Genomic DNA, 24,804 nt, shown 5'->3' on the forward strand with positions numbered 1-24,804 from the left:
TCGCGCAGCGGCTATTAGTGATTCTTGCCAAATTGCAAGGCAAAAATGGATTCAATGGCCTCGAATCTGTCACACCCCTCGAAAAACAGGCTCGCTGGGTCATTGGTGTAAAAACGATCAGCCGGGTGCGTGGCCATTTTGGTTTGTACCCACTCGGCAGAGCCTTGGGCGGCGCAGTAGCGGAACAATACCGTAACAGCCTGCCCGCGCCGGTTACGGCCCAGCAGCACGACGCCATGTTCTTCCCAGTACAGCCTATCGACATGCAATCCTAGCAAATAGGGAATGCTTTCGACCAAATCCACTTCCTGGGGTTGTGCTTTTCCACCGCCAGCGGCGCGTTGGAGTTGGTAGCCGAAGGGTGTTGTGAAACGTTCCACACCACAGTACTGATCTTGTGTTATGGAATTCAAACGGTATTGCAAGGAGAAAGCGGGATGTTGGAATGGCAAATTTCCAGAACCGCCGATTTCTGTTTCAGTATGCAAATTTGCAAGAGTGTCGTCATACTGTTCCAGACTTTGCACACGCAGACAAAGACCCTTGCCGTTGCTGTGAATAGGCAAGCCAGATTTCCAATCTAGGCCAAAAGCCAGCTTTTTGATACGCTTCAATAAAATAGGCTCAAAATGTTTACCGCCTTCTACCAGCAAAACCTTTCTTGTTACCCGTTCATCTCGGCAAGCGTTTGCAACAGCCTGCCAAGTTGTGCCTGACCCAGCAAAGAAATCCATCACCCAATCCCCATCGCCAGAGGCTTGCGCAACAAATCGCGCAACCAGGCTGGCTGGTTTGGGATTGGGGAACTGCTTGGACTTGCCCAGCAATTTGGTCAGGTCTTTTTCGCCATCGCTGTAATCCAGAACCACAGATTGTGCAACCTGGGTATCTACATCGTGCAGAAATCGTTTGATTTGCGGCACCCTATCTTTGTGCGTATTTCCCCAAACAATTCTATCTTTCTGCACGAGTTCCGTAAAAGCGCCTGAGTAGCCCTCCAGCGGTTCATAAGGGAATCGCCAACCTGTTTTGGGAATCTTGTCTGCAGGAATGGCATGGCCATCCGGGTGGTGGGGTGTGTAGTAGCGGTAATTCGGGCTGTTGGGATTTTTTGTATCTTCTTTGAGTTGCCCCGCAGCGGCGCCCTGTGCAAGATTGTCTTCCCGCCAAACCCATATCTTTGCTGAAACTGTTCTTGCGGAAGTCTCCGTTACGAGCATGCCATTTTCATCTCTGTATTCAGCGTGCTTGTAGTTGAACAATCCCCGCCATGGATCGAGGTTGGATTTGTATTCTTCGCCTGCGTCTTCGAATTCAGCCTTCAATTCTTCTATATGCGATTTGTACAGATCGGAAATATATTTTTCGATCTCTGCAATGGTTGGGTAACCAGGGTTGATCCGTTCCATCAATTCCAAGACATCGCCCGCCCCAGGCTTGGACTCGCGAAACATCATCTTGTCTGCTTTGGCTGCACCGATGTCCTTGGTATAAACAGCCACATATTCGTGGTTTGTAGAAAAAGTGGGAGACTGGTTTTTGGTTGTATTTTGGCCCCAAACAATTTCTTCAACGCGGTTGTTTGCGCCGAAGGTTGCATTCATCGCTTGTAGCAAACTATCACGCTCGTTCTCGTCGATGCTGACATAGATGGCACTCGATGGAGGCATGAAATGCCGCGCTTGCTCCAACCGACTGTGGATCATCGCAATCCAGCTTGCATGTTGAAAAGCATCTTTGTAAGGAAATCCATCTCCGCCTTTGTTGTATGGCGGGTCGATGTAAATGCATTTCACTTTCTCCCGGTACTTTTCCGAAAGGGTGTGGAGTGCCTGCCAGTTGTCCGACTGAATTGCCACACCATCGAGAGCATCATCTAGTGATTCTTCCATAGTCATGGCACCCAGCATCGACCACTTGAATCCATCATTGAAGTGATGTGTATCTATCGGTAAAGGTAGATATTGTTTTCTAGTATTGGATACCAAATCGCCTTGCGTTTTCTGCAAACAATCCGATGCGTTGTCATACTCGCCAAACCCCAGCTCTTTCCATTCCTTCTTTTGTTTCTGGACAATGCCGTCGATATGGTGTGCCAACCACTCCGGGCAATAGCGTTCGAGTCGATCCAGGGTAATGACATAGCGGGTTTCGAATACCAGTTTTTTCTTTTCCAATAATGATTTCTGAAAATCTTCGAGCGCAGCCAGAAAACCGATGATTTGTAGGCCAATCTCGCGGACGAGGCGTGCCACCTTCATGGTGCGTAGGGGAAGGTCGGAGCGCTGCATTGCGCCTGCAAGAAGCTGATCGACATCGATCACTTCCACTTTGATGTAGAGATCGAGGTCTTCGGTCAGCGCTTCCTGGAGCCGTTTGTGAATGAAAAAGTCGCTTTGGTTCCGGGCCACAAAGCGATGCAGCCAGCGGCGGATATCGTCTACGGTTTCTGCAGATCCACCCGCGCCAGCCTTTTGCACTGCGGCGACGATCTCGTCTTTTTGTTTTTCGGATTGCGCGCCTTTGCGGTATTGCAGGCAAACCGTGATGACCTGGCCGTCGTTGCTGGTGTTGTGCAATGCGTAATGTGCCCTGTCATTCGGTTTCAATGCGGCGCGGGTGGCCTGCAAACTGTCAGGCTCTACGGTAAAAACCAGGCGTTTCCCATTGGCCAATTGAACGGGAAAATCGGTAAAGATATCGCCCGATTTGATGTAGTACATGCCCTCGGTCGCCCAATGAAATTCGGTATCTTCACCCGTCGATCTGATATAGCGTGCGCCGCTTTTGCCATAACGCCGTTCGACGATGAAATCGCCATCCTGGTAATGGCGGGAAAAGAATTGGTACAACCGGTTCAATACTTCGGTTCGATCCTGCTGCACAGTTTGTTGGCTGGATTGGGACGCAATGCGGCTTTGGTACTCCGCTACGATATTTTGTAGCGCGGGAAAGCTTTCGGCTTTCGATAGCGCTTCTTCCCGTTGTGCCTGCGTCATTCCGGGCCTGATTCCCAATTGTTGTTCCAGTTCTTTCAGGCGGAATTTGTCTGTGGCTTGTTCTTCTTGGCCTTCCGCCAAAAACGCTTGATTGAGCAATGTCGAAAGTTTGCCGCCTTCAAGCCATTTTCCATTTTTGTCGCTACGCACTTTTCCAAGAAAGGCTTGTACTTCCCTATTGTGGCGACGGATCACGCGGTATATCCCAAAATCCAAAGCCTGGGCTTCTTCCATCTGGAATAATTCCGTCATCAACTCGACGAAACGGGTTTCCACTTGCTGTTGGGAAGATGTTTTCATGGGTCGAAGCATCGGAAGAAACTGGAAAAGGAACGGTGCATGGTAGCCGAAGGGCAGGTTTGCCGGCATCGGCGGGGTTTTTTGTTGCCCCGCCGGTGGGCAAAGCAGCACCCACGTAGCGTGGATGCGATGCAGTGGCTTGCGGTGTTCGACCTTGTTCAGGAAGAACCCATGCGGGTGCATGCTGCGCGATCCACGTGGGGAACCCCCAGCAGCTACAGCGGCGTTATGCTGTATTCGATACCATCCATTGCGAAATACCACAACGGATTCCCTCCTGACCAAGTCAAGAAAGGCTGTTCGATGCATACCGCAGTGACCACCGACAACGCAGAGTCTGCCCCCAACGCCGGGATCGCACTCATCCTCCAAGCAGCCCTTTTCGCTGCGGAAAGACACCAAAACCAGCGCCGCAAGGATGCAAATGCGTCGCCGTACATCAACCATCCTTTGGCGTTGGCCAGCGTGTTGGCCGTCGAAGGGGCGGTGGTGGATGCCGAAGTGCTCTGCGCGGCTTTGTTGCACGACACCATCGAGGACACCGACACGACGGTCGAAGAGCTGCGTTCCCTGTTCGGGGACAAGATTGCGGGAATCGTTGGGGAAGTGACCGACGACAAAAGCCTAGCCAAGCCTGTCCGCAAGGAAGAGCAGGTTCGCCATGCTCCGCACATTTCCGCGAAGGCGCAGTTGGTCAAGCTGGCGGACAAAATTTGCAACCTGCGTGACCTCCACTCTTCACCCCCCGCCCATTGGTCGATCGAGCGCAAGCGGGCGTATTTCGACTGGGCGGTCCGCGTCGTTGCCGGGTTGCGGGGAGTCCACCCCGGGCTGGAAGCCCTATTCGATCAAGTCTGTGCCAAGAGGCCGTGAGGGTGGATCGGGAGCGCCGAGAGGGAACGCTGCAAAAGCACGCGCCAGCGCTTTGGTAACGTGCTTCCGTTGCGTTTGTCTTCTCAACAAATTGGCGTAATCCAACCACTATTTGTGGAAAGACGTGGGTAGATGTGGGAAGAAAATGATTGCGATCATTTCAATCTAATATATCCCACCACACCATTGCCGATGGTGGTCACGGAGTATGGATCGGTGATTTTGTATCGATCGAATTCCATCCCGTTCGATTTTCTCAGTGGCAAATTGCTGATGACAACGGTGACTTTGTACAAACCGGTCAGTTCATCGATACCCGAAAATGTTTTGGTAAACTTTTGTTTTATATATTCTACCGCAGAACCGAAATTCGTATTATTTTCTCCATTCAGGTGGATGGATTTTACAAATCCAAAGAATGCAACGAATCCACTATCGAATTCCTGGTTGGGTCTCGCGGAAAAATAAACCACAAATTTATTATGGGCCTCGGTATCTGCATTCGTTGCAAAATAACTTGCAGAATATATGTTGATCGCGACGGAACCTCCAGATGGAAGATAGTTTGGTTTGATAGTAATTTCCAATGCATTGCCAGATTGACGCAACGGGACATCCCAGATAGATTCGATGGTTTTGCCACCATTGCAAACGTCTTTGGATGTGCATTCTTGAATTTCGATGGCGGCATGGACTGTCTTTTGTTTGTCAGAAAGCGTGAAAGTGCCTTTTTGTGACAGTTTGAATTGCAACGTGGCAGTGGTGGCCATGGGCCATGCAAGATCGATTCCACGCTCGAAATCGGCAAGGGTGACCACGTGATCTTCGGCGCCATCGTTGTACGTTACGCTGTCGCCATCCAGATAAAGGTAATCGTTGGTGGCAGCCTGTGGCGCTGCAACCAAGGCGATATCATCGAAGTAATACGTTTCCCCATGGGGAACAGTATCCGGGTTGGGGGTGATAGCGATAGTCCGATAGCTCTTGGTGGTATCTAAACCCGTGAAATCCCATTCCAAGTATTGCCAGGTATTTGCAGCGCCAACGATGGCCGATACCTCTTCGGTGGATATGTCTTTGGGTGCAGCGCCCACTCCCTCTATTTTCAATTTTATGGGCGCATTGGCTACGGAAGAATACACTCTCGCTTTGATTCTCGTCCGATTGGATGCAAAGGGGATAGGGTTTTTGAGTGTGTACCAGGCGCCTGCCCAAGTCACCAAATTGCCATCACTATCCTTGATACCAGCCGGTTTTTCGATATTCAGCATGTGATTGGTTTGTTCAGTGACTTCGTAAGAAATCCCAACATTCGCACCTTTCGCAGGATATTCACCATAGTTTTGGTTTGGTTCCTCAAAATTGGCCAAGATCGTGTCTGCTGCCGTGATGGGTGAAGTGGTCGTGGTGTCGTAGCGCAAATCGAATAGGAGGGGGCCTTCGGTGTAGGGGCCGGAACCCATGCTGATGCGTGCCGCACCTGCGGCGTTGGCGGGGGGTGTCCACGTTCCGGTGTAAAGGGTCGGGTCCGTGCGGTCTTGGGTCAGTGCGCCCAGGCTTCCGGCGCTGACGGAAATGAATGCCATGTCCAAGTCTTTCACCAGGGTGCCAAAGTCGAATTGGATCGTCGTGGGGGCGGCAATCGTGCTGGTCAAGCCATCTGCCCGCCTGATGGTCACAGTCTGCCCGCCAGAAATCGGCACAGCCAGGGCGCTGGATTCGATGCGTTGCGCAAGCGTGGTCACTGCGGCGGTGTCGGCGGCTGGATGCAGCACGCCACTTGTTTTCGCAGTGTTGACCATTCTGGCAATGACGGAACCATAGGTCGCACTGGGGCTGGGGTCCTGGTATTGCTTCGTGTAATGGGCCAGATTCGCATCGGTTGCAGCCAGGTAGATATTGGCTTGGACTGTCATGGCGGGAGCTATGACATCGGTCAACGTGATGACACCCCCTACGGAATCGATCGTGCCTTGTATGCCGACGGGGCTGTCGATCTGATGCACTCGCTGGAGTGTTCCCGCAAGAAGAATGGCTACTTGTTCCGCATCGAAAGTGCTGGGTACGTAGGCCGCATCGATTGTGTTCGGTGATGCCATCAGCGAAAGGTCGTTCTCACGCAGCGTTTGGCTGAAAGCCTTGGCGACGGCGGCGTAGAGGGCTTGGGTGCCGGTTGCGCCAGCGGATGTTCCTTCTTGCAATGCTGCAAGCACTTCGGTCGTTTTTTGCAGCATCTGCTGCGCGGCCAGGGTCTTTCGGAACAGGTCGCTGTGCAAATAGGTATTGCTTTCGCTGCCAGGCGCGGCGGGGTTGACGTGGGCAATATCCGTATCCGCCGCCAGCCCAAACGCCTTGACGATCTTTTCGTTGCTGGCGCCGTTGGCAAGCAGCGTGGTCAGGGGCGACAGCACGGTGGAGTGGGCTGGCGCCCTGAGTTGGCCGACAAAGCCGAGCAACGTATCGGTGCTGTACCCGCCAACCAGCATGAGCGGATGCGCGCAACCGTCGAGAAAGGTGAATGCGCCTTGGCTTGATGTGATGACTTTTGTGGCAGATGCAGTGGGTGCCCATGCATCGCCATCGTCACATGTGACGATGGCCCCGGACAAATACCCGTCCACCGCGACCCCGCTGGTTGGCTCCATGTCTGTCATCTCGTCCGAGGCGCCGCCACCACAGCCGGATACAACCATGGTGAATACGAATACAAGGGCGGAAGTCGTCGCTGCAATGAATGCGTATTTCCAATTCATCATCATCAATTCCTCCAAAACAAATCGTAAAGATGTTTCAACCCAGATTGTCCTACTCGTGCCGCAATGCCTCGATAGGGTCCAACCTTGCCGCATTGCGTGCGGGCATATAGCCGAACACGATGCCGATCCCCGCAGAAAACGCAAAGGCGAGCAGGTTGATTTGGGCGTGGAATACGAAAGGCACTTCCATCAACGCTGCTAGGCCGATCGAAGCGCCGAATGCGAGCACGATGCCGAGCAGCCCGCCGATGGCCGCGAGCACGACGGCTTCGACGAGGAACTGCCACAGCACCTCGGATTCGAAAGCGCCGATGGCCATCCGTAGGCCAATTTCTCGGGTGCGCTCGGTCACGCTGACGAGCATGATGTTCATGATCCCGATGCCGCCGACAAGCAGGCTGACCGCAGCGACGGCGCCGAGCAGCATGGTCATGACCTGTGTCGTCGTCGAAAAAGTTTGTGCCAGTTGCTTGGTGTCGAGGATGTTGAAGTTGTCTTCCTCGCCTTCGGAGAGCTTGCGCCGTTCGCGCAGAAGCTCGGTCAACGTGGACTGCACACGCCGGGAATCAGCACTGCTTTGCATGGAAACAAGCAGGGTATGGACGCGGGTGTTGCCAGCGATGCGCCGATGCATCGTCGCCAGGGGAACCCATACCACGTCGTCTTGATCCTGGCCAAAAGCGCCTTGCCCTTTCCCAGCTAGGATGCCAACGATCTTGCACGAGATGTGTTTGATACGCATCCATGCGCCGATGGGGTCGCCCTGGGGGAACAGCTCGCGGCGCACCGTTGCGCCGACTACGCAAACGGCGGCGCCTGCCCGTTGTTCTTCCTCGCTGAACGCCCGTCCGCGCTCAATCTTCCAGTTTCCCGTCACCAGCCAGTCGTTGGTACTGCCGGTGACGACCGTGTTCCAGTTCCGCCCTTCGTAGACGGCAGTGGTCCCGCTGCGCGCTTCCGGGGCGACGGCGAGCACCCCGCTGATCTGTGCGGCAATGGCGATGGCATCGGCTTCTTGAAACGGCGGCGCCCCCAGGTTCCCGCTACCGGGGCCCATGCGCTGGCCGGGGCGGATTTGCAGCAGGTTCGTCCCCAGGCTGGAAATTTGTTGCTGAATGGCAAGCGTGGCCCCGTTGCCGATGGTGACCATCGTGACGACGGCGCTGACCCCGATGATCACGCCCAGCACGGTCAGAAAAGACCGAAGCAGGTTGCGCCGGATCGACCGCAGCGCCAGCAAAAAAACATTGGTCCACATCAGGCTGTGTCGCCACCGTTTCCGGTAGACGAGGTGTCGCAAGGCACATTGGGGGAATCGCTGGCCACCAGCCCGTCGACAAAACGCACGATGCGTTGCGCGTAGCTGGCCATGTCGGCTTCGTGGGTAACCATCAGCACGGTAATGCCGTGTTCGACGTGCAGGGTGCGCAGCAGGTGCATGATTTCATGGCTGCGTGTCGAATCGAGGTTCCCCGTCGGCTCGTCGGCCAAGAGCACCGCCGGACGGGTGACGATCGCACGCGCAATCGCCACGCGCTGCTGTTGCCCGCCGGACAGTTCCGACGGGGTATGGTGCTCCCACCCCTCCAGCCCGACAAGCGCCAGCGCCTGCATTGCACGTGCGCGGCGGAGGCGCGGAGGTTCCTGGCGGTAGAGCAGGGGCAGTTCAACGTTTTCGAGCGCAGTGGTGCGGGGCAGCAGGTGAAAGCCCTGGAAGACGAAGCCCAGATAGCTCCGGCGCAGCAGCGCACGCTGGTTGCGGTTCAGCGTTTCGACGCGGGTGCCGAGCAGGCTGTATGACCCCGATGTTGGCGTATCGAGGCATCCGAGCACGTTCATCGCCGTCGACTTGCCCGACCCGCTGGGGCCCATGATCGCGACGAACTCTCCGGCTTCAATGCGCAAATCCACCCCGCGCAGTGCCTGAAAGGCCGTGGCTCCTTCGCCGTAGGTCTTGGTGACCTGGGACAGCTCAATGATGCTCATTGCGGGGCTAAAACCTGCTGGTCGGTGATGACGAGCATCCCTTCGCGTAGTTCGCCAGCGGTGATTGCCGTCATTCTTCCGTCGCTCACCCCGGGGGTGACGGCCACGGCGACGGGCGCGCCATCGCGCAGCACCCAGAGTTGTTTGGACGAGCCTCCCGCGCTTTTGCGTGCTCGGGGCATACGCGGAACCATGGCGCCGAGCAGCCCGGACCTTCCCTGTTGCGCTGTGGGTGGCCATTGGAAGCGGAAAGCCGTATTGGGGACGAGCAGCGCGTCGTCGAGGTGCGCGGCCTCGATCGTGCAGGCTACCGTCATACCGGGGCGCAATTGCAGATCGGGGTTGGTGACGTCGAGTTCCGCCGTGTACGTCACGACGTTATCCGTCACCGTCGATCCATACGAAACGCGGGTGATCGTTGCCGGGAAGGGTTTGGAAGGGAAGGCACTGACGGTGAAGTTGGCTGGCAACCCGACTTGGACGCGCCCTACGTCGGCTTCGTCGATGTTGACGCGCAGCACGAGCCGGGACAGGTCTTCGGCAATCGTGAACAGTGTGACGGCTTGCAGCGATGCAGCGACGGCATTGCCGGGGTCGACAGACCGGGACAGCACGACGCCGTCGATCGGCGAGCGCAAGGACGCTTTGGCCAGGTTGGTGAGGTCGGAAGACAGGGTGGCCCGCGCCGAATCCAGACTGGCCCGTGCGCCGTCTCGGGCCGCTGCGGTGCGTTGTGCCTCGGCGCGGGCAGTGTCGAGATCGTGCGCGGAGAGGGATGCCCCCGCCGAGATGCGATAGAGCTTTTCGAGCCGCTGCAAATGCCGCTGCGCTTGCTCCAGAGCAACCTGCGCCTGGTCGAGCTGGGTTTGCGCCACGGTGACTGCGGCGCGGGAACGCTTGACTTGGTCATCGAGCTTGGCAATATCAAGCCGCAGCAGCACTTGCCCAGTACGAACGCGGTCATTGATATCGACGAGTACCTCGGCCACCGTGCCGGACAGTTCGCTGCCAATCTGCACCAGCCGGGTGGGGTAGAGGGTACCCGTGGCGTTGACGCTCAACGTCAGCGGGCCTCGGGTGGCAGCTTCGGTGACGAAAGCGGGCGCATCGGCGCGTGCCTGCTGCCGTTGCCATAGCACATAGGCACTGGCCAAGAGCGCAATGCCCACAACGACCACCCAAACGCTGCGGCGCTTCCACCAGGGAACCGGGGTACCAAGGTCTGGCAGGGCGAGGGCGATGTCGGTAGAGGGGGCAGTCATAACGTTGGCGTGGCGGCAATGCCCAATGGGTGGTGTAGGGATGGGGTGTGATGGGTGGGAGGGTATCGGGATTCCGTTACGGATTGCAGGCAGAACGTTGAAGTTTTGGTAAAGCCAGCGATAGCCAGGTGCATCGACCTTGGCGCGGCGCATCCATCTTTGGTGGGAGCGACCGGAGTCGCGAACCCTACACCCCGAGCAATCGCAAAGCGCCGCCGCCTACTCGGACGACTTCCATCGGGTCCCGGCTGAGGTCGACGATCGTCGTCGGCTCGCCGGGGCAAGCTCCGCAGTCGACGATGGCCGAAATTTGTCCGGCATCGTGTTCGGGGAGGTCGTCGGCGTCGCGAACGGGGTCGGTCTGCCCGGCGGGGATGTAGGTGGAGGCGAGCAATGGCTCGCCGTGCAGTTCCAGTAGCGCTTGCAGCACCTTGTGATCGGGAACGCGCAGCCCGATGGTTCGCGCAGCCGGGTGGCTGAGCCTGCGTGGCACTTCCTTGCTGGCTTCGAGGATGAACGTGAACGGGCCGGGCGTGGCGGACTTGATGCGGCGGAACTGCTGGTTGTCGACGCGGGCGTAGGTCGATAGCTCCGAGAGATTGCGGCATAGCAGCGAGAGGTAGTGCTTCTCGTCGATACCCCGGATGCGCCGAATCTTGGCCGCTGCATCCTTGTCCGCGATGCGGCAGGCCAATGCGTACGACGAATCCGTAGGCACCGCCAGAATTTCTCCCCGCGCCAGCAAGGCTACCGCTTGCTGCAATAAGCGCTGCTGGGGGTTGTCGGGGTGGACGTCGAATCGCTGTGTCATGGGTAGCCCTGCAACGCTATGCGAACGTTTGCCGTGCCTTGTGGTGGTCAATGCGAGCGGATCATCGTCCCAAAAGCCTGGTCGGTCAGGACTTCGAGCAGGATGGCATGCGGCACGCGCCCGTCGATGATGTGTACCGCGCTCACGCCGCTGCGCGCTGCATCGAGCGCGCCAGCAATCTTCGGCAACATCCCTCCACTCAGGGTGCCGTCGGCAAAAAGTTTGTCGATTTGCCGTGCGGTCAGGTTGGTGAGCAGGTCACCGGATTTGTTCAGCACCCCTTGGGTATTTGTCAGCAGCAACAATTTTTCGGCTTTGAGCACGGTGGCGAGCTTGGACGCTACGACATCGGCATTGATGTTGTAGCTTTCGTTGTGTTCGCCAAAACCGATGGGACTGACGACGGGGATGAAAGCGTCTTCGAGCAAGGCGCGCACCACGCCGGGGTCAATGGACACGATGTCGCCGACCTGGCCTACGTCATGCACTTTGGAAGCATCCTGCTGGTCGGGCATACGCAGTTTTTTTGCGCGGATCATCCCGCCGTCACGCCCCGTCAGCCCCACAGCCTTGCCCCCTGCGTGGTTGATCAGCCCGACGATGTCCTGCTGCACTTCGCCTGCCAGCACCCATTCGACGACTTCCATCGTCTCCGCGTCAGTCACCCGCATTCCCTGAACAAATTCACCTTTCTTGCCCAGACGATGCAACGCCGTTTCGATCTGCGGCCCCCCGCCGTGAACGACGATCGGCTGGATCCCTACGAGTTTGAGCAGCACCACATCCTGCGCGAAAGCGGCTTGCAATGCCGTATCCGTCATCGCATTGCCTCCGTATTTGATGACCATCGTCTTGCCATGGAACCGGCGGATGTAGGGCAACGCCTCGGCAAGGATACGCGCCTGGTCGTGGGGGGTGATCGAATGTTGGTGGCTCATGGTCAAGGGTGCGCAGCGAGCAGGCAAAACGGGGAATTATGAAACGCTTGTAGCAGCGACGGAAATCGCAAAGCGGCTTTTTGCAGCTCCCCTCGCCCGATACACTGCGCCGCCCATGGCATGCCGTTGCGCCCGGTAGGGTAGCGTGCAATATCAACAACCTAGAGATGATTCAGGAGCACACGAATGAACGATTCCACCGAAGACCTGCAAGCCGAACTGGAGCGCCTGCGCCGCGAAAACGCCGCACTCAAAAAAGCGCCTACGACAGGGATCACGCTGAAGGTCAGCGACAAGGGGGCTTTGTCGGTGTACGGGATGGGTCGTTTTCCCGTGACCCTGTACAAGGAACAGTGGCGCAAGCTCCTCGGCATGTCGCAGGAGATCCTGGCGTTCCTTGATCAGCACGACGCCGAACTCAAATCCAAGGGTTGACTTCCCCTGGCGTGGCTGAGGCGCCGATAGCGCTTCAGCACACTTCAGCGCCCCGTTCCCGCCGCCGGGGCTTCTGTCAGAAACCCGGTGTAGCGCACGCCTGCGCGGTGCGCGGTGTCCATGATGTCGATGATTCGCCCATGCGCCACGCGCTTGTCGGCGCGAAGCAGCAATTCGGCGCGGGGGTTGGCCTGGATGGCGCGGGCACAGCGTTGCGCCAGTTCCTCCAGCAGCACGGGCTGGCCATCCAGATAGGCGTTGCCCTCGGCATCGACGGTGACGGTCAACGGCTGCGATGCCGCAGCACCTTCCTGGGACTGCGCGACGGGCAGGTCGATGGGGATCGAATTCGTGAGCAATGGTGCCGTCAGGAGCAGGATGACGACGAGGACAAGCATCACATCGACCATGGGGGTCACGTTGATGTCGCTCATCTCCCTCTCAGGGTTGGATGTGCAACGGTGGTCGAAAGAACCGAGAGCCATCAGCCAGCCTTAGCCTAGCCCTCATGGGCAAGCCGCGAAGCGGCTTCTCGAAGCTCCCCTCGCCCAACGGGAGAGGGGTTGGGGGTGAGGGAAACTGCATCGGCTTCGGGCGCAGGATGCTGCGAAGTGTGCGGCATATCCAGCGCCAGCAAGTCGTGCGCAAAGCCGTCGAGGGCGGTGTCGATGCGCACTGCCCACCTTCCTAGCGCATTGAAAGCCAGTACGGCCGGGATGGCCACGACCAGACCGGCGGCGGTCATGATCAAGGATTCCCCAACCGGCCCGGCAATCTTGTCGATCGTCGCGCTACCTGCGTTGGCGATGTCGACCAAAGCCCGGTGAATCGCCCAGACGGTGCCCAGCAGACCGACGAAGGCAGCGGTGGCGCCCACGCTCGCAAGCCAAGCCTGCCCCCATTGCAGGCGGGCGCGGTGGCTATGCAGCACGTCGCGGAGACGGCGCGTGCGGCGTGCCGGGGCATCGGCTGCGCTGGCCAGCGTGGCGTCAGGCGCTTCCCTCCAGGCTTCGACCAGCGGCAAGATGAGCCGTTCCCGATCCCACGCGGGCAGCGAGGCCATTGCCTGCGCCATATCGCGGAATTGCCAGAAAGCATCGACGCAGCGCGCCACATCGCGCCCTGCACGCAGCAGGAACCAGACTTTGCCGACGATGACGACCCAACTGCCGATCGACATGCCCAGCAGAACCAGAGCGACAGCCTGGGTGAGCGCGTCGCTACCCCACAACCATTGCGCCAGCGTCATGTCCGTCACGCCACGGATGTCAAGCCGAGGACTTCAGGCATGTCATACAGCCCGTTGCTGCGCCCACGCAGAAAGCGTGCAGCCTGCAGGCTTCCCTGCGCGTAGCCGACCCTGCTGTTCGAGGTGTGCCGAATCTCGATACGTTCGCCAGTTCCAGCAAACAGAACGAGGTGATCGCCGACGATGTCCCCGCCGCGCACTGCGTGGAACCCGATGGCGGAGGCTGGACGCACGCCGGTGTGGCCTGCACGGCCATGCACTGCGCAGTCTGCCAGCGATTGCGACCGCGCCTGCGCGATGACTTCCCCCATGCGCAATGCCGTTCCCGACGGCGCATCGACCTTGTTGCGGTGGTGGGCTTCGATGATTTCGACGTCGTACTCTGCGCCCAAGTTCTGCGCGGCAACGGCCAGCAGCTTGAGCGTGACTTGCACGCCCACGCTCATGTTGGGCGAGAGCACGATGGGAATATCGCGGCTGGCTTCCTTGATGGCGGCTTTCTGGGCTGTATCGAATCCGGTGGTGCCGATGACGATGGGAATGCGCAATTCCCGGCAGTGGCGCAGATGCCCGATCGTTCCTTCGGGACGGGTGAAGTCGATCAGCACCTGGGCGTTCCGCAGCCCCACGCCGGGGTCGGCAACGATCTGCACGCCGCTGTGGCTGCCGAGAAAGGCTGCGGCATCTGTACCGATGTGGGGGCTGCCAGCGACATCAATCGCGCCGCAAAGTTGCAAGTCTGTGGCGCCCAAAACGGCTTCGATCAGCACGCGGCCCATGCGGCCGCCCGCGCCTGCGATGCATACCTGCATACGGTCAGCAGTGGACATGGTGTGTGTGGGAGGGGAGAAGGAAAAAGGAAAAAGGAAACAGGAAACAGGCACAAAACGGGCTGTGCGTCGGCTGTGCGCGATGGCGCTTCAGGGCGCGAGAGCGTCGTCTTCCAACGGGGGGTAGCTTGTTGGCAAAGGCTCCGGCGCAGGGGGCGGGAGCACAGCACTGACTGGGGCAGTGGGAGCTGCTTGCGTGGGAATGGGGGGGCTTTCCAGCACAGGGATAGGGCCGGTAGGGCGATGGTGGTCGAGGGATGCGACGAACTCGGCCTCGCTGGGCAGGGGGTCGGCCTCGAAGCGCGCAAGGACATCGCCCTCGAAATACACGGTGGCGCGACGCGACTGGGTTTCCATACCCTGGCGCCGGAACGTGAAAACATAGTCCCAGCGGTCGGCATGGAAGGCGCTTTCCAGCAAGGGGGTGCCGAGGATGTTGCGTACGGTATTGCGGCGCATTCCCTTGCGCAACGCGGCAAATTGCTCCCGGGTGACGACATTGCCTTGGACGATGTCGATCTGGTACGGCGACATGGCATTCGCGACCTTGTGGCTGACGTGATCCAGACTGTTGCACCCGGATACGAAGATTGCGACGGCCAGGCCCGCAAGCGGCAATGCCATGGCGCGAAAGTACCCGGCAGGCGGGAAAGGGGAGGTTTTCATACTGCGGAAATTCTAGTAGTCCGGTATACCCAAAAAAATCCCCTCGCCCCTGTGATCACCGTTTGGCTCTTGTGCTCACCGATTCCCCACGAAAAGTGCGGCGTATCCATTCCGTCGCTCTCACAACCTTTGTCATAGCAATGGGTATGCGTTCGGAATGGTTCCTGACATGGGGATCGATAAATCCATGCCAAGGCGCATCGGCCAGCAGATAGGGGGAAGAGTAAGATGGACGAGCCTGTGCGCCGACTGGTAGTCGGGTGTTGCCGTATTCCCTGCTGATTCTTTTTGCACTCTTTGCCAGGCCCCCTTTCTCCTGCGCAACGACTTTTGCCGAGTGCCGAGGTGGTTTCCCAGCGTAGGCCCCGCGTTTGTATCCCCGTCTGTATTCCCCGTTCCGATGGTCGAATCACCGCAAGCCTTTGCTCCGATGCAGCCACCGTCCCAACCCACAGCCGTACCGGCACATCCCTACGCCATCTCCCATCCTCCCATTTACGCCGTCGGCTGGGCAGCCTTGCTGCTGCTGGCTCTGCTGGCGTTGACAGGAGTGCTGTGGTGGCAGGCGCGGGAGCAGGCCGATGCGCGATTGCGGGTGGAATTTGCCCACGAGATGGACACGGTGACCCAGGCAATCGAGCGTTCGCTGTCGATCCATGAGTCGCTGCTACGGGGCTTCCAGGGGCTGTTCCACGCTACGGGGCACGTTAGCCGCCAAGACTTTCAGCAGTATTACGAGACCCTACATGCCGGGGAAGATCATCTCGGCCTGGTCGCCGTGGCCTACCACGAGCTTGTCGCAGAGGCCGATGTGGAACGACACATCGAAGCCATGCGGCAGCAGGGGTTCCCCGAGTACCGCATCCACCCGGCGGGCAAGCGGGATGGGTATGCGCCGCTGCTGTACATCGAGCCATTGCAAGGCGCCAACCGCAGCGTGCTGGGCTTCGATCCTTGGTCTGTTCCTGTGGAGCGCATTGCGGTCGAACTGGCGCGCGATAGCGGAATGGTCACGATGTCGGGCAGGTTGCAACTTGCGCAGGATGTGGGAACCATGAACGTGGGGTTGGTGATGTATGCGCCGGTCTATCGTCACGGCCCCGTACATGGCGATCTGGCCGCACGCCGTGCGCACTTTGTCGGATGGGTTGATGCGCCGTTCCGGGTGGCGGATTTGTTGCAATTTGCCTTGCCGCAGGGGCTGGGGTTGCTGGATTTGGCGGTGTACGACGGTACAGCGCAGTCGGAAGAGGCTGTGCTGTTTCGTTCCACTGCCCAGCGGGTGAGCGCCCGCGCAGGTCCGGCGCGTTTTCAGGGGGTACGCCGCATTTCCTTTGGGATGCGCCAGTGGATGCTGGCGTTCGAATCTCGATCAGGATACGGTTCGCCAGAGGTGCATACCCGCCCGATGTACATCGCCGCAGCCGGGGTGTTGATCAGCATCGTCCTGAGCGTGGCGGTGGCGTTGGTGATTCGGATGCATGGGCAGCAGGCGCAGGCTGCGGCGTCGCATCTGGTGGAGCGAGAACGCCGCGAACGTGCGGAACACACCCATGCCAGTGCCTTGGCATTGCAAGAAAGTCTGCGTGCCATGAATGAAGCACAGCGCGTAGGCCAGGTGGGCACGTTTGCGATCGACTTGCAGACGCGGCGTTGGGCGGGGTCGGAATCGCTGTACGGCATCCTGGGGGTCGACCAAGCGTTCGATTGCACGGTGGAGGGGTGGGTGTCGCTCATCGCTCCGGAGTTTCGCAACAGCGTGGTGCAAGGCACGGAACAGAGTCTGCACGGTTCGTCAGAGCTTTCGCTGGACTACCAAATCGTGCGGCCCAGCGATGGGGAGCGGCGCTGGTTGGCCGTTCGTGCGCTGCGCGTGGACGGGGGGGAGGGCAGCCCAGGGCTGTTGCGCGGGACGGTACAGGACATCACAGCACGCAAGACGGCCGAACTGGAATTGGCGATGTACCGAGACAGGCTCCAAGAGCTTGTCGACCTCAAAACCCATGAGTTGCAGCGGCTCGTCGACGTGTTGGGCACGAGTGAAGAGCGCTACCGTCTGTTGATCCAGGAATCGAGCGATCCCATCTTTGCGTTCGACGTCCAAGGGCGGTATGTGTACGTCAACAACATGTATGCCAAGCCGTTCGGTAAGGCGCCTGGGGAATTCGTTGGCAAGACCCCCGTGGACTTTTTTCCGCCGGACGAAGCCGGTGAAATGGCCGAAACGATCCAGTGGGTCGTCGATAACGTCCGGGAGGTGTCTTTCGAGGTGTGCGTGCCGACGATCCAGGAAGAGCTGTATTACCTGACTACTGTCAAACCTATCGCCGATGACGACGGGCATGTCACGACAGTGTTGTGCATCTCCAAGAACATCACGCAGCGCAAGCATTCGGAACAGGCGCTCAATGCTTCGCTGGCGATGATTCATGCCACGCTCAATTCGACGGCGGAAGGGATCCTCGTCGTCAACCACAGCGGGTATATCCAACACTGGAACCGGCGATTCATTGATTTGTGGGGCGTTCCCGAGGAAGTGCTCGAAACGCACGAAGTTTGCAATTTGCGCCCTTTCATGGCCTCGCAAATGTCCAACCCCGATGCGTACTTGGCCGACATCACCGCGTGGTTCGAGCACCCGGACAAGGTCGTAAGCTCTACGCTGGCGCTGGCCAACGGCAAGATGTACGCGATGTACACACAGCCGCAGCGGATTGGCGAGGAAGTCGTCGGCAGGGTCTGGTCGTACTCGGACATCACCGAGCGCAAGCGGGCCGAAGACGCGGCCAATGCGGCCAATCGCGCCAAGTCGGAGTTTTTGGCCAACATGAGCCACGAGATACGCACCCCGATGAACGGGGTGGTGGGGATGGTTGACATCCTCCAGCAAACGCGCCTCGACCCGCAGCAGCGACGTATGTTGCGAACCATCCAGCGCAGTTCGCACGCGCTGATGAAAATCCTCAACGACATCTTGGACTATTCCAAGATCGAGGCTGGCAAGCTCAATGTCGAATTTGCGCCGGCGAATTTGCGCGACCTGGCTGAGGAAGCGATGCACCTGCTTGCCAATGTGGCCAGCAGCAATGGCGTCGAGCTTACGGTGTTCGTGTCTCCCGAGTTGCCCCGTTTTGTGATCACGGATTCGGCGCGGCTGCGGCAGGTGTTGCTCAACCTGATCGGCAATGCCGTCAAGTTCACCCGCAGTACTGCGGTGCGCACGGGCAGAGTCGTGTTGCGGCTCGAAAAGGGCGTGCTGGCCAACGACTACGAAGCCATCCAGATCAGCGTGTCAGACAACGGCATCGGCATGTCCGAAGAAGTCATGGCGCGCATCTTCCAGCCGTTTACGCAGGCGGATACCTCCATCGCACGCGAATTCGGGGGGACGGGGCTGGGGCTGTCGATCAGCGCGCGGCTTGTCGGCATGTTGGGCGGGAGCATTTCGGTGCGCAGCACGCCGGGGCAGGGAACGCACTTTGCCGTGGTGCTGCCCTTGCAGGAAGCGCGGGTCAATCTGCCTCCTCCGGCAGAGCCGAATCTCGCTGGCGTGGCAGTGCTCGCGGTAATGCAGGATTTGCTGTGCCAAGAAGTGGTGCATGCCTACTTGGCTGCAGCAGGGGCGCAGGTCACCATGTCTGGCGATTTCGTCGCTGCCCGGGAGGTGTGGCACCGTGCCCCCATCTCGGAAAAACCCGCGCTGCTTCTGGGGCAGGCTATTGCCGGTGGTGGCCCAGGCTTCGGCCTGCCGCCGGGAACCCCTTGGGTGCAGTTGCGGCGTGATCAGAGTACGTCGCTGGAGAACGAAGTCACCGTGTCCTTGCAGCCCATGCTGTATCTCGATCTGGTCCAGGCGGTGGGCAGCGTGTGCGGGCGTTGGACGGCCCCGGTGGCGACATCGGCTGCGACATCGGTTGCAACATCGGTGATACCCAAGGAATTGGTGTCTGTGGATGCGCAGTATGTCGCGATGCCGGAGCTAGGGGAGCGCTCCTCCTCGCGCTTGATTTTGCTGGCGGAGGACAACGACACCAATTGCGAAGTCATGCTCGAACAACTCCGGCTGTTGCGCTACGAAGCCGAAGTGGCGCGGGATGGGAAACAGGCGTTGGAGATGTGGAAAACCCGGCGTTACGCGCTGTTGTTGACCGATTGCCACATGCCTGTGATGGACGGGTTCCGGCTGGCGCAAGCGATTCGGCAGGACGAGGGCGAAGGCGAGCACATTCCCATCGTCGCCGTGACTGCGCGTGCGATGCAAGGGGAGTCGAGGCACTGCATCGACGCAGGCATGGACGATTACCTGAGTAAACCGGTTCGCTTGCAGGAACTGGGAGCGATGTTGGCCAAGTGGTTGCCGTTGTCTTTGGATGGCGATATGCAGGAAATCGCTCTCCAGTCTGCCGCATTGCCGGACGAGTCTTCCGCGTTGCCGGGGCCGCAAGACACTGCACCGGAAGCCCATGCGGTCGTCTGGAATGAAGACACGCTGAGCGAGCTGGTGGGGGAAAACCCGATGATGCAGCGCCGACTGCTCGAAAAATTTCTGGTCAACGCAGTCAAGCAGGTATGCGCGATAGAAGATGCCCTGTCTGCGGGGGAACTGGCTGCCATCGAACTGACGGCGCACACGCTTAAATCGGCTTCGCGCACAGTCGGCGCTCTGGCGCTGGGAGCAGCGTGCCAGAGGTTGGAAGACGTAGCATCGGCCAGAGATCTGGAAGCCAGCCGCGAGGTGGGCGCCGGTCTGGCGAGGATTTTTGCCAGCGCGCAGGAACAGATTCAGGCCAGCCTGATGTTCGTGGGGGGTGATTCCACGACATCATGAGCACCGACTCCAGCGTGGCACCGTGTGCTATTACGCAAACGTCACCCGGTCGATTTCCGCCTGGCTGGTGAGGCCCCGCTCTACCAGCTCCATGGCAGATTCGCGCAGCGTTCGCGTTCCCCGCTGCCGGGCTGTTTCCTTGATGCTGCGTACCGGCGCATGTGCGGCGATCAATTCGCGTAGTTCGTCGTCGAGGACGAGACATTCTCCAATCGCCCGCCTGCCCTTGAGGCCGGTGCCCCGACAGTCCGCGCAGCCCCGGCCCGCGCAGTGCGTGCAGAACACCCGCACCAGACGTTGCGCGACGATGCCGTTGAGCGCGCCGACGAAGGCGTAGGGGTCTACCTGCATGTGCTCGAACCGCCCGAGCACGTCGAAGACGTTGTTGGCGTGGACGGTAGAAAAAACCAAGTGCCCTGTCAGAGCAGCCTGCACAGCGATTTGGGCAGTGTCGGGGTCGCGAATCTCCCCAACCATGATCTTGTCGGGGTCATGGCGCAGGATCGACCGCAGCCCGCGAGAGAAGGTTAGCCCCTTGCGCTCGTTGACCGGAATCTGGAGGATTCCCGGAACCTGGTATTCGACGGGGTCTTCGATCGTGATGATCTTGCTGGTCCCGTCGTTGATCTCGGAAAGGGCTGCGTACAGCGTCGTCGTTTTGCCGCTGCCCGTGGGCCCGGTGATCAGCAACATGCCATAGGGCTTGGCGGCGAGGGTGCGAATCGTTCGCATCGGAACCTCGTCGAAGCCGAGGTGATCCAGTGTCAACCCCGCCATCTGGTCGCTCAGGTGTTCCTTGTCCAGAATGCGGATCACGGCGTCTTCGCCGTGGATGCTCGGCATGATCGACACGCGAAAGTCGATGTCGCGGTCGCGTATACGCGCACGAAAGCGGCCGTCTTGCGGGGTGCGGCGTTCGGTGATGTCCAGTTCGGCCATGACCTTGACGCGGGAAATGGCCTGTTCGCTCAGTTCTACGCCGCCGACCTTGGCGGCTTCGTGGATCACCCCGTCGATACGGTACTTGACGACCAGTCCGCCGGAAACAGCTTCGAGGTGAATGTCCGATGCCTCGGCGCCCATCGCGTCGAACAACGTGGAGTGGATCAGGCGAACGACGGGGCTGGCGGTTTCGTCGATGCGTGCGAGGGAGATTTCTTCGATCCCGCTGGGGCGCGCAGCCGTTGCAAGCACTTGCCCCAGCGCACCGGGCAATGCGCTGGACGCCGATTCCAGCCGCGCCAATAGGGCCAACAGTGCCGATTCCGGTACCAATTCGCGGCGGTGCGCGGCAATACCCGTTGCGTCAGCCCAGCGTTGCAGGCCGTCGTCGATGGGGTTGGCGAAGAGCAAAACCGGAGCTGTGCCCCGCAACACCACCATCGCAGAGAGCCTTCTGCATTCGGCTAAGCCCATGCGGTCGAGAGCCGGGGTATCTGCGGCAGTATGTGCCCCTTCCTCCCCCAAAAGGCAGACACCGTAGTGGAATGCCTGGCCTAGCGCAGCGAGCATGTCGCTGGTGGACAGCCCTGTCTTGTCGCAGAGGTAGACGTCCAGGGAGCAGCGCTGCGTACGGGAACGAGACCAAGCGTCGCGCAGGAAGGCTGCGTCAAGGTGCGTAGTGACGGAATGCATCGTGCCAGCGTGCTGCAGCCGGAACCGGCGCGGGGATGCGCAGGCAGTCAGTGGATTAGCACAGGGTTTTGCGCAAGGCTGGCGAACTGCTCCAGCGTCTCTTCGACTTCTTCTTGCGAAGGGGTCTGGCGTTGCCAAGCGGAGATTTTTCGCTGAAAAATTTCGGCCCATGAGCCGTCGAGGTAGACCTCTTTGCCGCTGCGTTTGTCCACGATCTCGAAACCGTGGCGCGCCAGTTGGGGCACGACCCGCAAAGGTTCCCCGGCAGCAGTCGCGTCGGGGGAAACATCAGCAGGCACCGCGTTGGCCAAGACGTGGGTGACGGAAAAGGAATCGGAGTCGTAGAGGGTATGCATGGCGAAATTATCCGGGAATGCACCGTGCCGTGGAAAAAGCCGACAGTACCAGCCCCTGCCGGCCAAATGACCAAAGGAATCTGCAAGCCATGTCGTGACGCTGTTGGAGGTTGCAAAACCCAACCTTCGCCTAGTCCCTTGTTTCGGCAGTGTCGCCCAAGTCATTGGCCAATTATTGCGTGGCTAGAATGCTTCGAGAAAGCGTGGATGTGGTGTAGATCCTCGTTCGCCGCCACAGGCTGCCAGACGTCGGCTTTCGTCGTACTTCGATATTCTTGAGGAATTCATCATGCACATGGCAGATTCATTGCTTTGCCCTGCGGTTGGAGCGGCTTTCTGGGCGGCATCCACAGCGGCGACCGTGTGGGCAGTCCGGTTCGTTCGATCTGGGAAAGGCTTGGGACAAGACATGTCGCGCCCTGGCATGGATGCCCATGCACGCCCCCTGCTCTGGATTGGGGTATTGGCTGCCTTCGTTTTTGCAGCACAAATGTTCAACTTCACCATACCGGGTACGGGTTCGAGCGGACATGTGGTCGGCGGGGTGTTTCTCGCTTCCTTGCTCGGGCCTCATGTAGCCTTTCTGGTGTTGGCCGGAGTGCTGGCGGTACAGGCCTTTCTTTTCGCCGATGGGGGAGTGTTGGCGTTGGGGGCCAATATCTTCAACATGGCTGTGCTCCCTTGTCTCGTAGCCTATCCCCTGTTCGAGCGGCTGGTATTCCTCCGCACGGGGCGCTGGGGTCTGGCCGGACTGGCTCTGCTGGCCTCGGTCGTGGGTTTGCAGCTCGGCGCACTGGGGGTTGTGCTGCAAACCCAGGCTTCCGGGATCGCATCCTTGCCTTTCTCTGCGTTCCTTGGCGCGATGCTGCCGATTCATCTCGCCATCGGTGGGGTGGAAGGGTTGTTGACTGCCGCGCTCGTAGCCTACCTGTGGGGCGCCAGGCCTGCATTGCTGTATGCAGTGCCTGCTGGTTCCATCGCCACTCTGCCCTTTCCCCGGCAGTGGGTCATTGGGCTGGGTACGGCGGCATGTCTATCCGCAGGGGTACTGTCCTGGTTTGCTTCTAGCCTGCCGGACGGGCTCGAATGGTCTATCGCCACCACAGAGCGCTCCAACATGCAGGCTGCTGCGCCTTCGCCAGTGCATGAACGACTGCAAGCGTTGCAGAATCAGGTGGCTTTGTTTCCGGAGTACCGTTTTCCCGTGCGTGCCACAGTCCGGGACGAAGAGCGGTGGCCTTCCATAGATCCCTCCACTTCGTTGGCCGGGCTAGCCGGAGGGCTGGTGACCCTGTTGCTGGCAGTGGGTGCGGGTGCGATCCTCCGTCGCCTTCCAGCACCTCGCGAGGCACAGGCATAGTGCATCTGCCTGGCGCTCCCCGATTACAGTCCCGCTTAGAACCTATTTCGGTAGGCAGGCGAGCCGAAGCAGTGTGCGTGGCGCCGGAGCGCAGGAACCGGAATGTACTTACAGTACATGAGGATTCCGAGCACCACCGCCGCGTGCAATGCGATGGCGCAGCCCCTACTGGAATAGGTTCTTATTTATGGCGCTTCCTGGCGTAGCGTGAGGGTCACGGCGGCCAGTGCCGCCGTTTCCGCACGCAATACCCGCGTTCCCAGGCTCACCGCCAGAAAACCGCGATCCCTCGCTGCCCGCTCTTCGTCGGCATCCAGACCGCCTTCGGGGCCGCACAGCAACGTCAGTGCATCGCCCTTTGCATACGGCTGTCCGGCGTCGGGTTCCGACAAGCTCAGCAGCCAAGGAGCGCAAGCACCGAGAGGAAGCCTCCATCCTGCCAGCCAGTCTCGCAAAGGCTGGACAGGGTGGACGATGGGGATGCGATTCCCCCCGCATTGCTCGCACGCTGCAATCGCCAGCCGCTGCCAGTGCTCTTGTCGGCCTACGGCGCGGGCACCCTCCAATCGCAGCACACTGCGCGCTGTCGTCAATGGTTGGATGCTTGCGGCGCCCAGTTCGCTGGCTTTTTCGACCAGCCAATCCATGCGGTCATTCGCAGGCATACCAATAGCCAGGTGCAGTACACGGCCAGGTTCCCGGTTCGTTGGCTGCCAAGCGCCCAACTGCACCGTGGCTCCACGGCGTTGGATGGCCGTGACTATTGCCGTGTATTCCCCATATTGCCCACTATCGTTCGGCTTGCCGTCAAACACGACGACGGAATCTCCCGGCTGCGCTCGCAATACCTGCAGGTGTCGTGCCGTATCCGGTGGCAATGCAAGCTCCGCATAGGGATGTAGAGCCTGCGCGACATACAGGCGGGGCATCGGCATCGCTCAGCCTTCAGACAAAGGTCTCGGCCTGATCCAGAAAAGGTGCGGCGGCATCTTTGGCAGCCAAGATCGGTGCGCCATCAAGCGGCCAAGGAATGCCGATGCGGGAATCGTCCCAGCGCAGGATGCGCTCGTGTTCGGGGTACCAGTAGTCGGTCGTCTTGTACAAAAACTCCGCGCTTTCGCTGAGGACGAGAAAGCCATGGGCGAAGCCCGGCGGTATCCACAATTGGCGCCGGTTTTGCGCAGACAGTACGACACCGGCCCATTGGCCGAAGTGGGGGGATGATCGCCGCAGATCGACGGCAATGTCGTACACCTCGCCGTGGCTCGCCCGCACCAGCTTGCCTTGGGGGTGTTCGATCTGGTAATGCAACCCGCGCAACACCCCGCGTTGCGAGCGGCTATGGTTGTCTTGCACGAAGACGCAATCGATCCCGGTAGCCTGCAGAAAGTCCCGTGCGTTGTAGCTCTCGTAAAAAAAACCTCTGGGGTCTTCAAAGACCCGGGGTTCCAAAATCAGCACGTCAGGGAGGGTGGTGGGTGTGACGGTGTACGGCATGATGGCGACAGGCGATGCGAGGG

The 24,804-nt window shown here is 59.4% G+C and carries 19 protein-coding genes; 4 read left to right on the forward strand and 15 right to left on the reverse strand.

The window, feature by feature from the left end; genetic code table 11:
- Positions 1–14 precede the first annotated feature (14 nt).
- Complete coding sequence (locus tag CENROD_RS11205) at positions 15–3,482, reverse strand: site-specific DNA-methyltransferase (RefSeq protein ID WP_187292302.1); 3,468 nt, start codon at positions 3,480–3,482, stop codon at positions 15–17.
- Positions 3,483–3,653: 171 nt separating this feature from the next.
- Here CENROD_RS11205 and CENROD_RS11210 point away from each other — a divergent pair, with 171 nt between their 5' ends.
- On the forward strand, positions 3,654–4,172 hold the full coding sequence (locus CENROD_RS11210) for an HD domain-containing protein (protein ID WP_041194731.1): 519 nt from the start codon (positions 3,654–3,656) through the stop codon (positions 4,170–4,172).
- Between the two features lie 155 nt (positions 4,173–4,327).
- Here CENROD_RS11210 and CENROD_RS11215 read toward each other — a convergent pair whose 3' ends face one another.
- The 6 genes from CENROD_RS11215 to argB all read right to left on the reverse strand — a co-directional run bounded on the left by CENROD_RS11215 (position 4,328) and on the right by argB (position 11,925).
- On the reverse strand, positions 4,328–7,021 hold the full coding sequence (locus CENROD_RS11215; RefSeq protein WP_151194628.1) for an Ig-like domain-containing protein: 2,694 nt from the start codon (positions 7,019–7,021) through the stop codon (positions 4,328–4,330).
- Positions 6,978–8,186 (reverse strand): ABC transporter permease, encoded by a 1,209-nt coding sequence (locus CENROD_RS11220; RefSeq protein WP_022776485.1) that lies wholly within the window; start codon positions 8,184–8,186, stop codon positions 6,978–6,980. Before CENROD_RS11220 ends, CENROD_RS11215 begins: the two co-directional genes overlap by 44 nt.
- On the reverse strand, positions 8,186–8,914 hold the full coding sequence (locus CENROD_RS11225) for an ABC transporter ATP-binding protein (protein ID WP_022776487.1): 729 nt from the start codon (positions 8,912–8,914) through the stop codon (positions 8,186–8,188). The genes CENROD_RS11220 and CENROD_RS11225 overlap by 1 nt, the downstream gene beginning before the upstream one ends.
- Positions 8,911–10,176 carry an efflux RND transporter periplasmic adaptor subunit gene (locus CENROD_RS11230; protein ID WP_022776489.1) on the reverse strand — a complete coding sequence of 422 codons (1,266 nt, stop codon included), beginning with the start codon at positions 10,174–10,176 and terminating at the stop codon, positions 8,911–8,913. Before CENROD_RS11230 ends, CENROD_RS11225 begins: the two co-directional genes overlap by 4 nt.
- A gap of 187 nt (positions 10,177–10,363) precedes the next feature.
- Positions 10,364–10,987: an L-threonylcarbamoyladenylate synthase gene (locus tag CENROD_RS11235; protein ID WP_022776491.1), complete on the reverse strand. Its 624-nt coding sequence runs from the start codon at positions 10,985–10,987 to the stop codon at positions 10,364–10,366.
- A 47-nt stretch (positions 10,988–11,034) separates the two neighbouring features.
- Positions 11,035–11,925, reverse strand: coding sequence for an acetylglutamate kinase (gene argB / locus CENROD_RS11240; RefSeq protein ID WP_022776492.1), 891 nt, complete (start codon positions 11,923–11,925; stop codon positions 11,035–11,037).
- A 186-nt stretch (positions 11,926–12,111) separates the two neighbouring features.
- Here argB and CENROD_RS11245 point away from each other — a divergent pair, with 186 nt between their 5' ends.
- Positions 12,112–12,360 (forward strand): hypothetical protein, encoded by a 249-nt coding sequence (locus tag CENROD_RS11245; protein ID WP_022776493.1) that lies wholly within the window; start codon positions 12,112–12,114, stop codon positions 12,358–12,360.
- 44 nt (positions 12,361–12,404) lie between these two features.
- On the opposite strand, the gene CENROD_RS11250 is transcribed toward CENROD_RS11245, so the two are convergent.
- From CENROD_RS11250 to CENROD_RS11265, 4 genes are all read right to left on the reverse strand, one after another.
- Positions 12,405–12,794, reverse strand: a complete 390-nt coding sequence (locus CENROD_RS11250; RefSeq protein ID WP_051360379.1) for an ExbD/TolR family protein — start codon at positions 12,792–12,794, stop codon at positions 12,405–12,407.
- Between the two features lie 65 nt (positions 12,795–12,859).
- Positions 12,860–13,609 (reverse strand): MotA/TolQ/ExbB proton channel family protein, encoded by a 750-nt coding sequence (locus CENROD_RS11255; protein ID WP_022776495.1) that lies wholly within the window; start codon positions 13,607–13,609, stop codon positions 12,860–12,862.
- 5 nt (positions 13,610–13,614) lie between these two features.
- Positions 13,615–14,439 (reverse strand): 4-hydroxy-tetrahydrodipicolinate reductase, encoded by an 825-nt coding sequence (gene dapB / locus CENROD_RS11260; protein WP_022776496.1) that lies wholly within the window; start codon positions 14,437–14,439, stop codon positions 13,615–13,617.
- A gap of 90 nt (positions 14,440–14,529) precedes the next feature.
- A complete protein-coding gene (locus CENROD_RS11265) occupies positions 14,530–15,105 on the reverse strand; it encodes an outer membrane protein assembly factor BamE (protein WP_022776497.1) in 576 nt (191 codons plus the stop codon).
- Between the two features lie 400 nt (positions 15,106–15,505).
- Between CENROD_RS11265 and CENROD_RS11270 the strand changes: the two genes are divergently transcribed.
- Positions 15,506–19,933 (forward strand): CHASE domain-containing protein, encoded by a 4,428-nt coding sequence (locus tag CENROD_RS11270; RefSeq protein ID WP_022776498.1) that lies wholly within the window; start codon positions 15,506–15,508, stop codon positions 19,931–19,933.
- Between the two features lie 30 nt (positions 19,934–19,963).
- Here the strand turns inward: CENROD_RS11270 and CENROD_RS11275 are convergent, their stop codons facing one another.
- Both CENROD_RS11275 and CENROD_RS11280 read right to left on the reverse strand, forming a co-directional pair.
- Complete coding sequence (locus CENROD_RS11275) at positions 19,964–21,568, reverse strand: GspE/PulE family protein (RefSeq protein ID WP_022776499.1); 1,605 nt, start codon at positions 21,566–21,568, stop codon at positions 19,964–19,966.
- A 47-nt stretch (positions 21,569–21,615) separates the two neighbouring features.
- On the reverse strand, positions 21,616–21,924 hold the full coding sequence (locus CENROD_RS11280; RefSeq protein ID WP_022776500.1) for a BTH_I0359 family protein: 309 nt from the start codon (positions 21,922–21,924) through the stop codon (positions 21,616–21,618).
- Between the two features lie 289 nt (positions 21,925–22,213).
- Here CENROD_RS11280 and CENROD_RS11285 point away from each other — a divergent pair, with 289 nt between their 5' ends.
- Positions 22,214–23,284 (forward strand): energy-coupling factor ABC transporter permease, encoded by a 1,071-nt coding sequence (locus CENROD_RS11285; RefSeq protein ID WP_022776501.1) that lies wholly within the window; start codon positions 22,214–22,216, stop codon positions 23,282–23,284.
- A 185-nt stretch (positions 23,285–23,469) separates the two neighbouring features.
- On the opposite strand, the gene CENROD_RS11290 is transcribed toward CENROD_RS11285, so the two are convergent.
- Positions 23,470–24,213, reverse strand: a complete 744-nt coding sequence (locus tag CENROD_RS11290) for a 16S rRNA (uracil(1498)-N(3))-methyltransferase (RefSeq protein ID WP_041194736.1) — start codon at positions 24,211–24,213, stop codon at positions 23,470–23,472.
- Between the two features lie 16 nt (positions 24,214–24,229).
- Positions 24,230–24,781: a dTDP-4-dehydrorhamnose 3,5-epimerase gene (gene rfbC, locus CENROD_RS11295; protein ID WP_041193585.1), complete on the reverse strand. Its 552-nt coding sequence runs from the start codon at positions 24,779–24,781 to the stop codon at positions 24,230–24,232.
- Positions 24,782–24,804 lie beyond the last annotated feature (23 nt).

Source organism: Candidatus Symbiobacter mobilis CR (genome assembly GCF_000477435.1).
Taxonomy (GTDB): Bacteria; Pseudomonadota; Gammaproteobacteria; order Burkholderiales; family Burkholderiaceae_C; genus Rhodoferax; species Rhodoferax mobilis.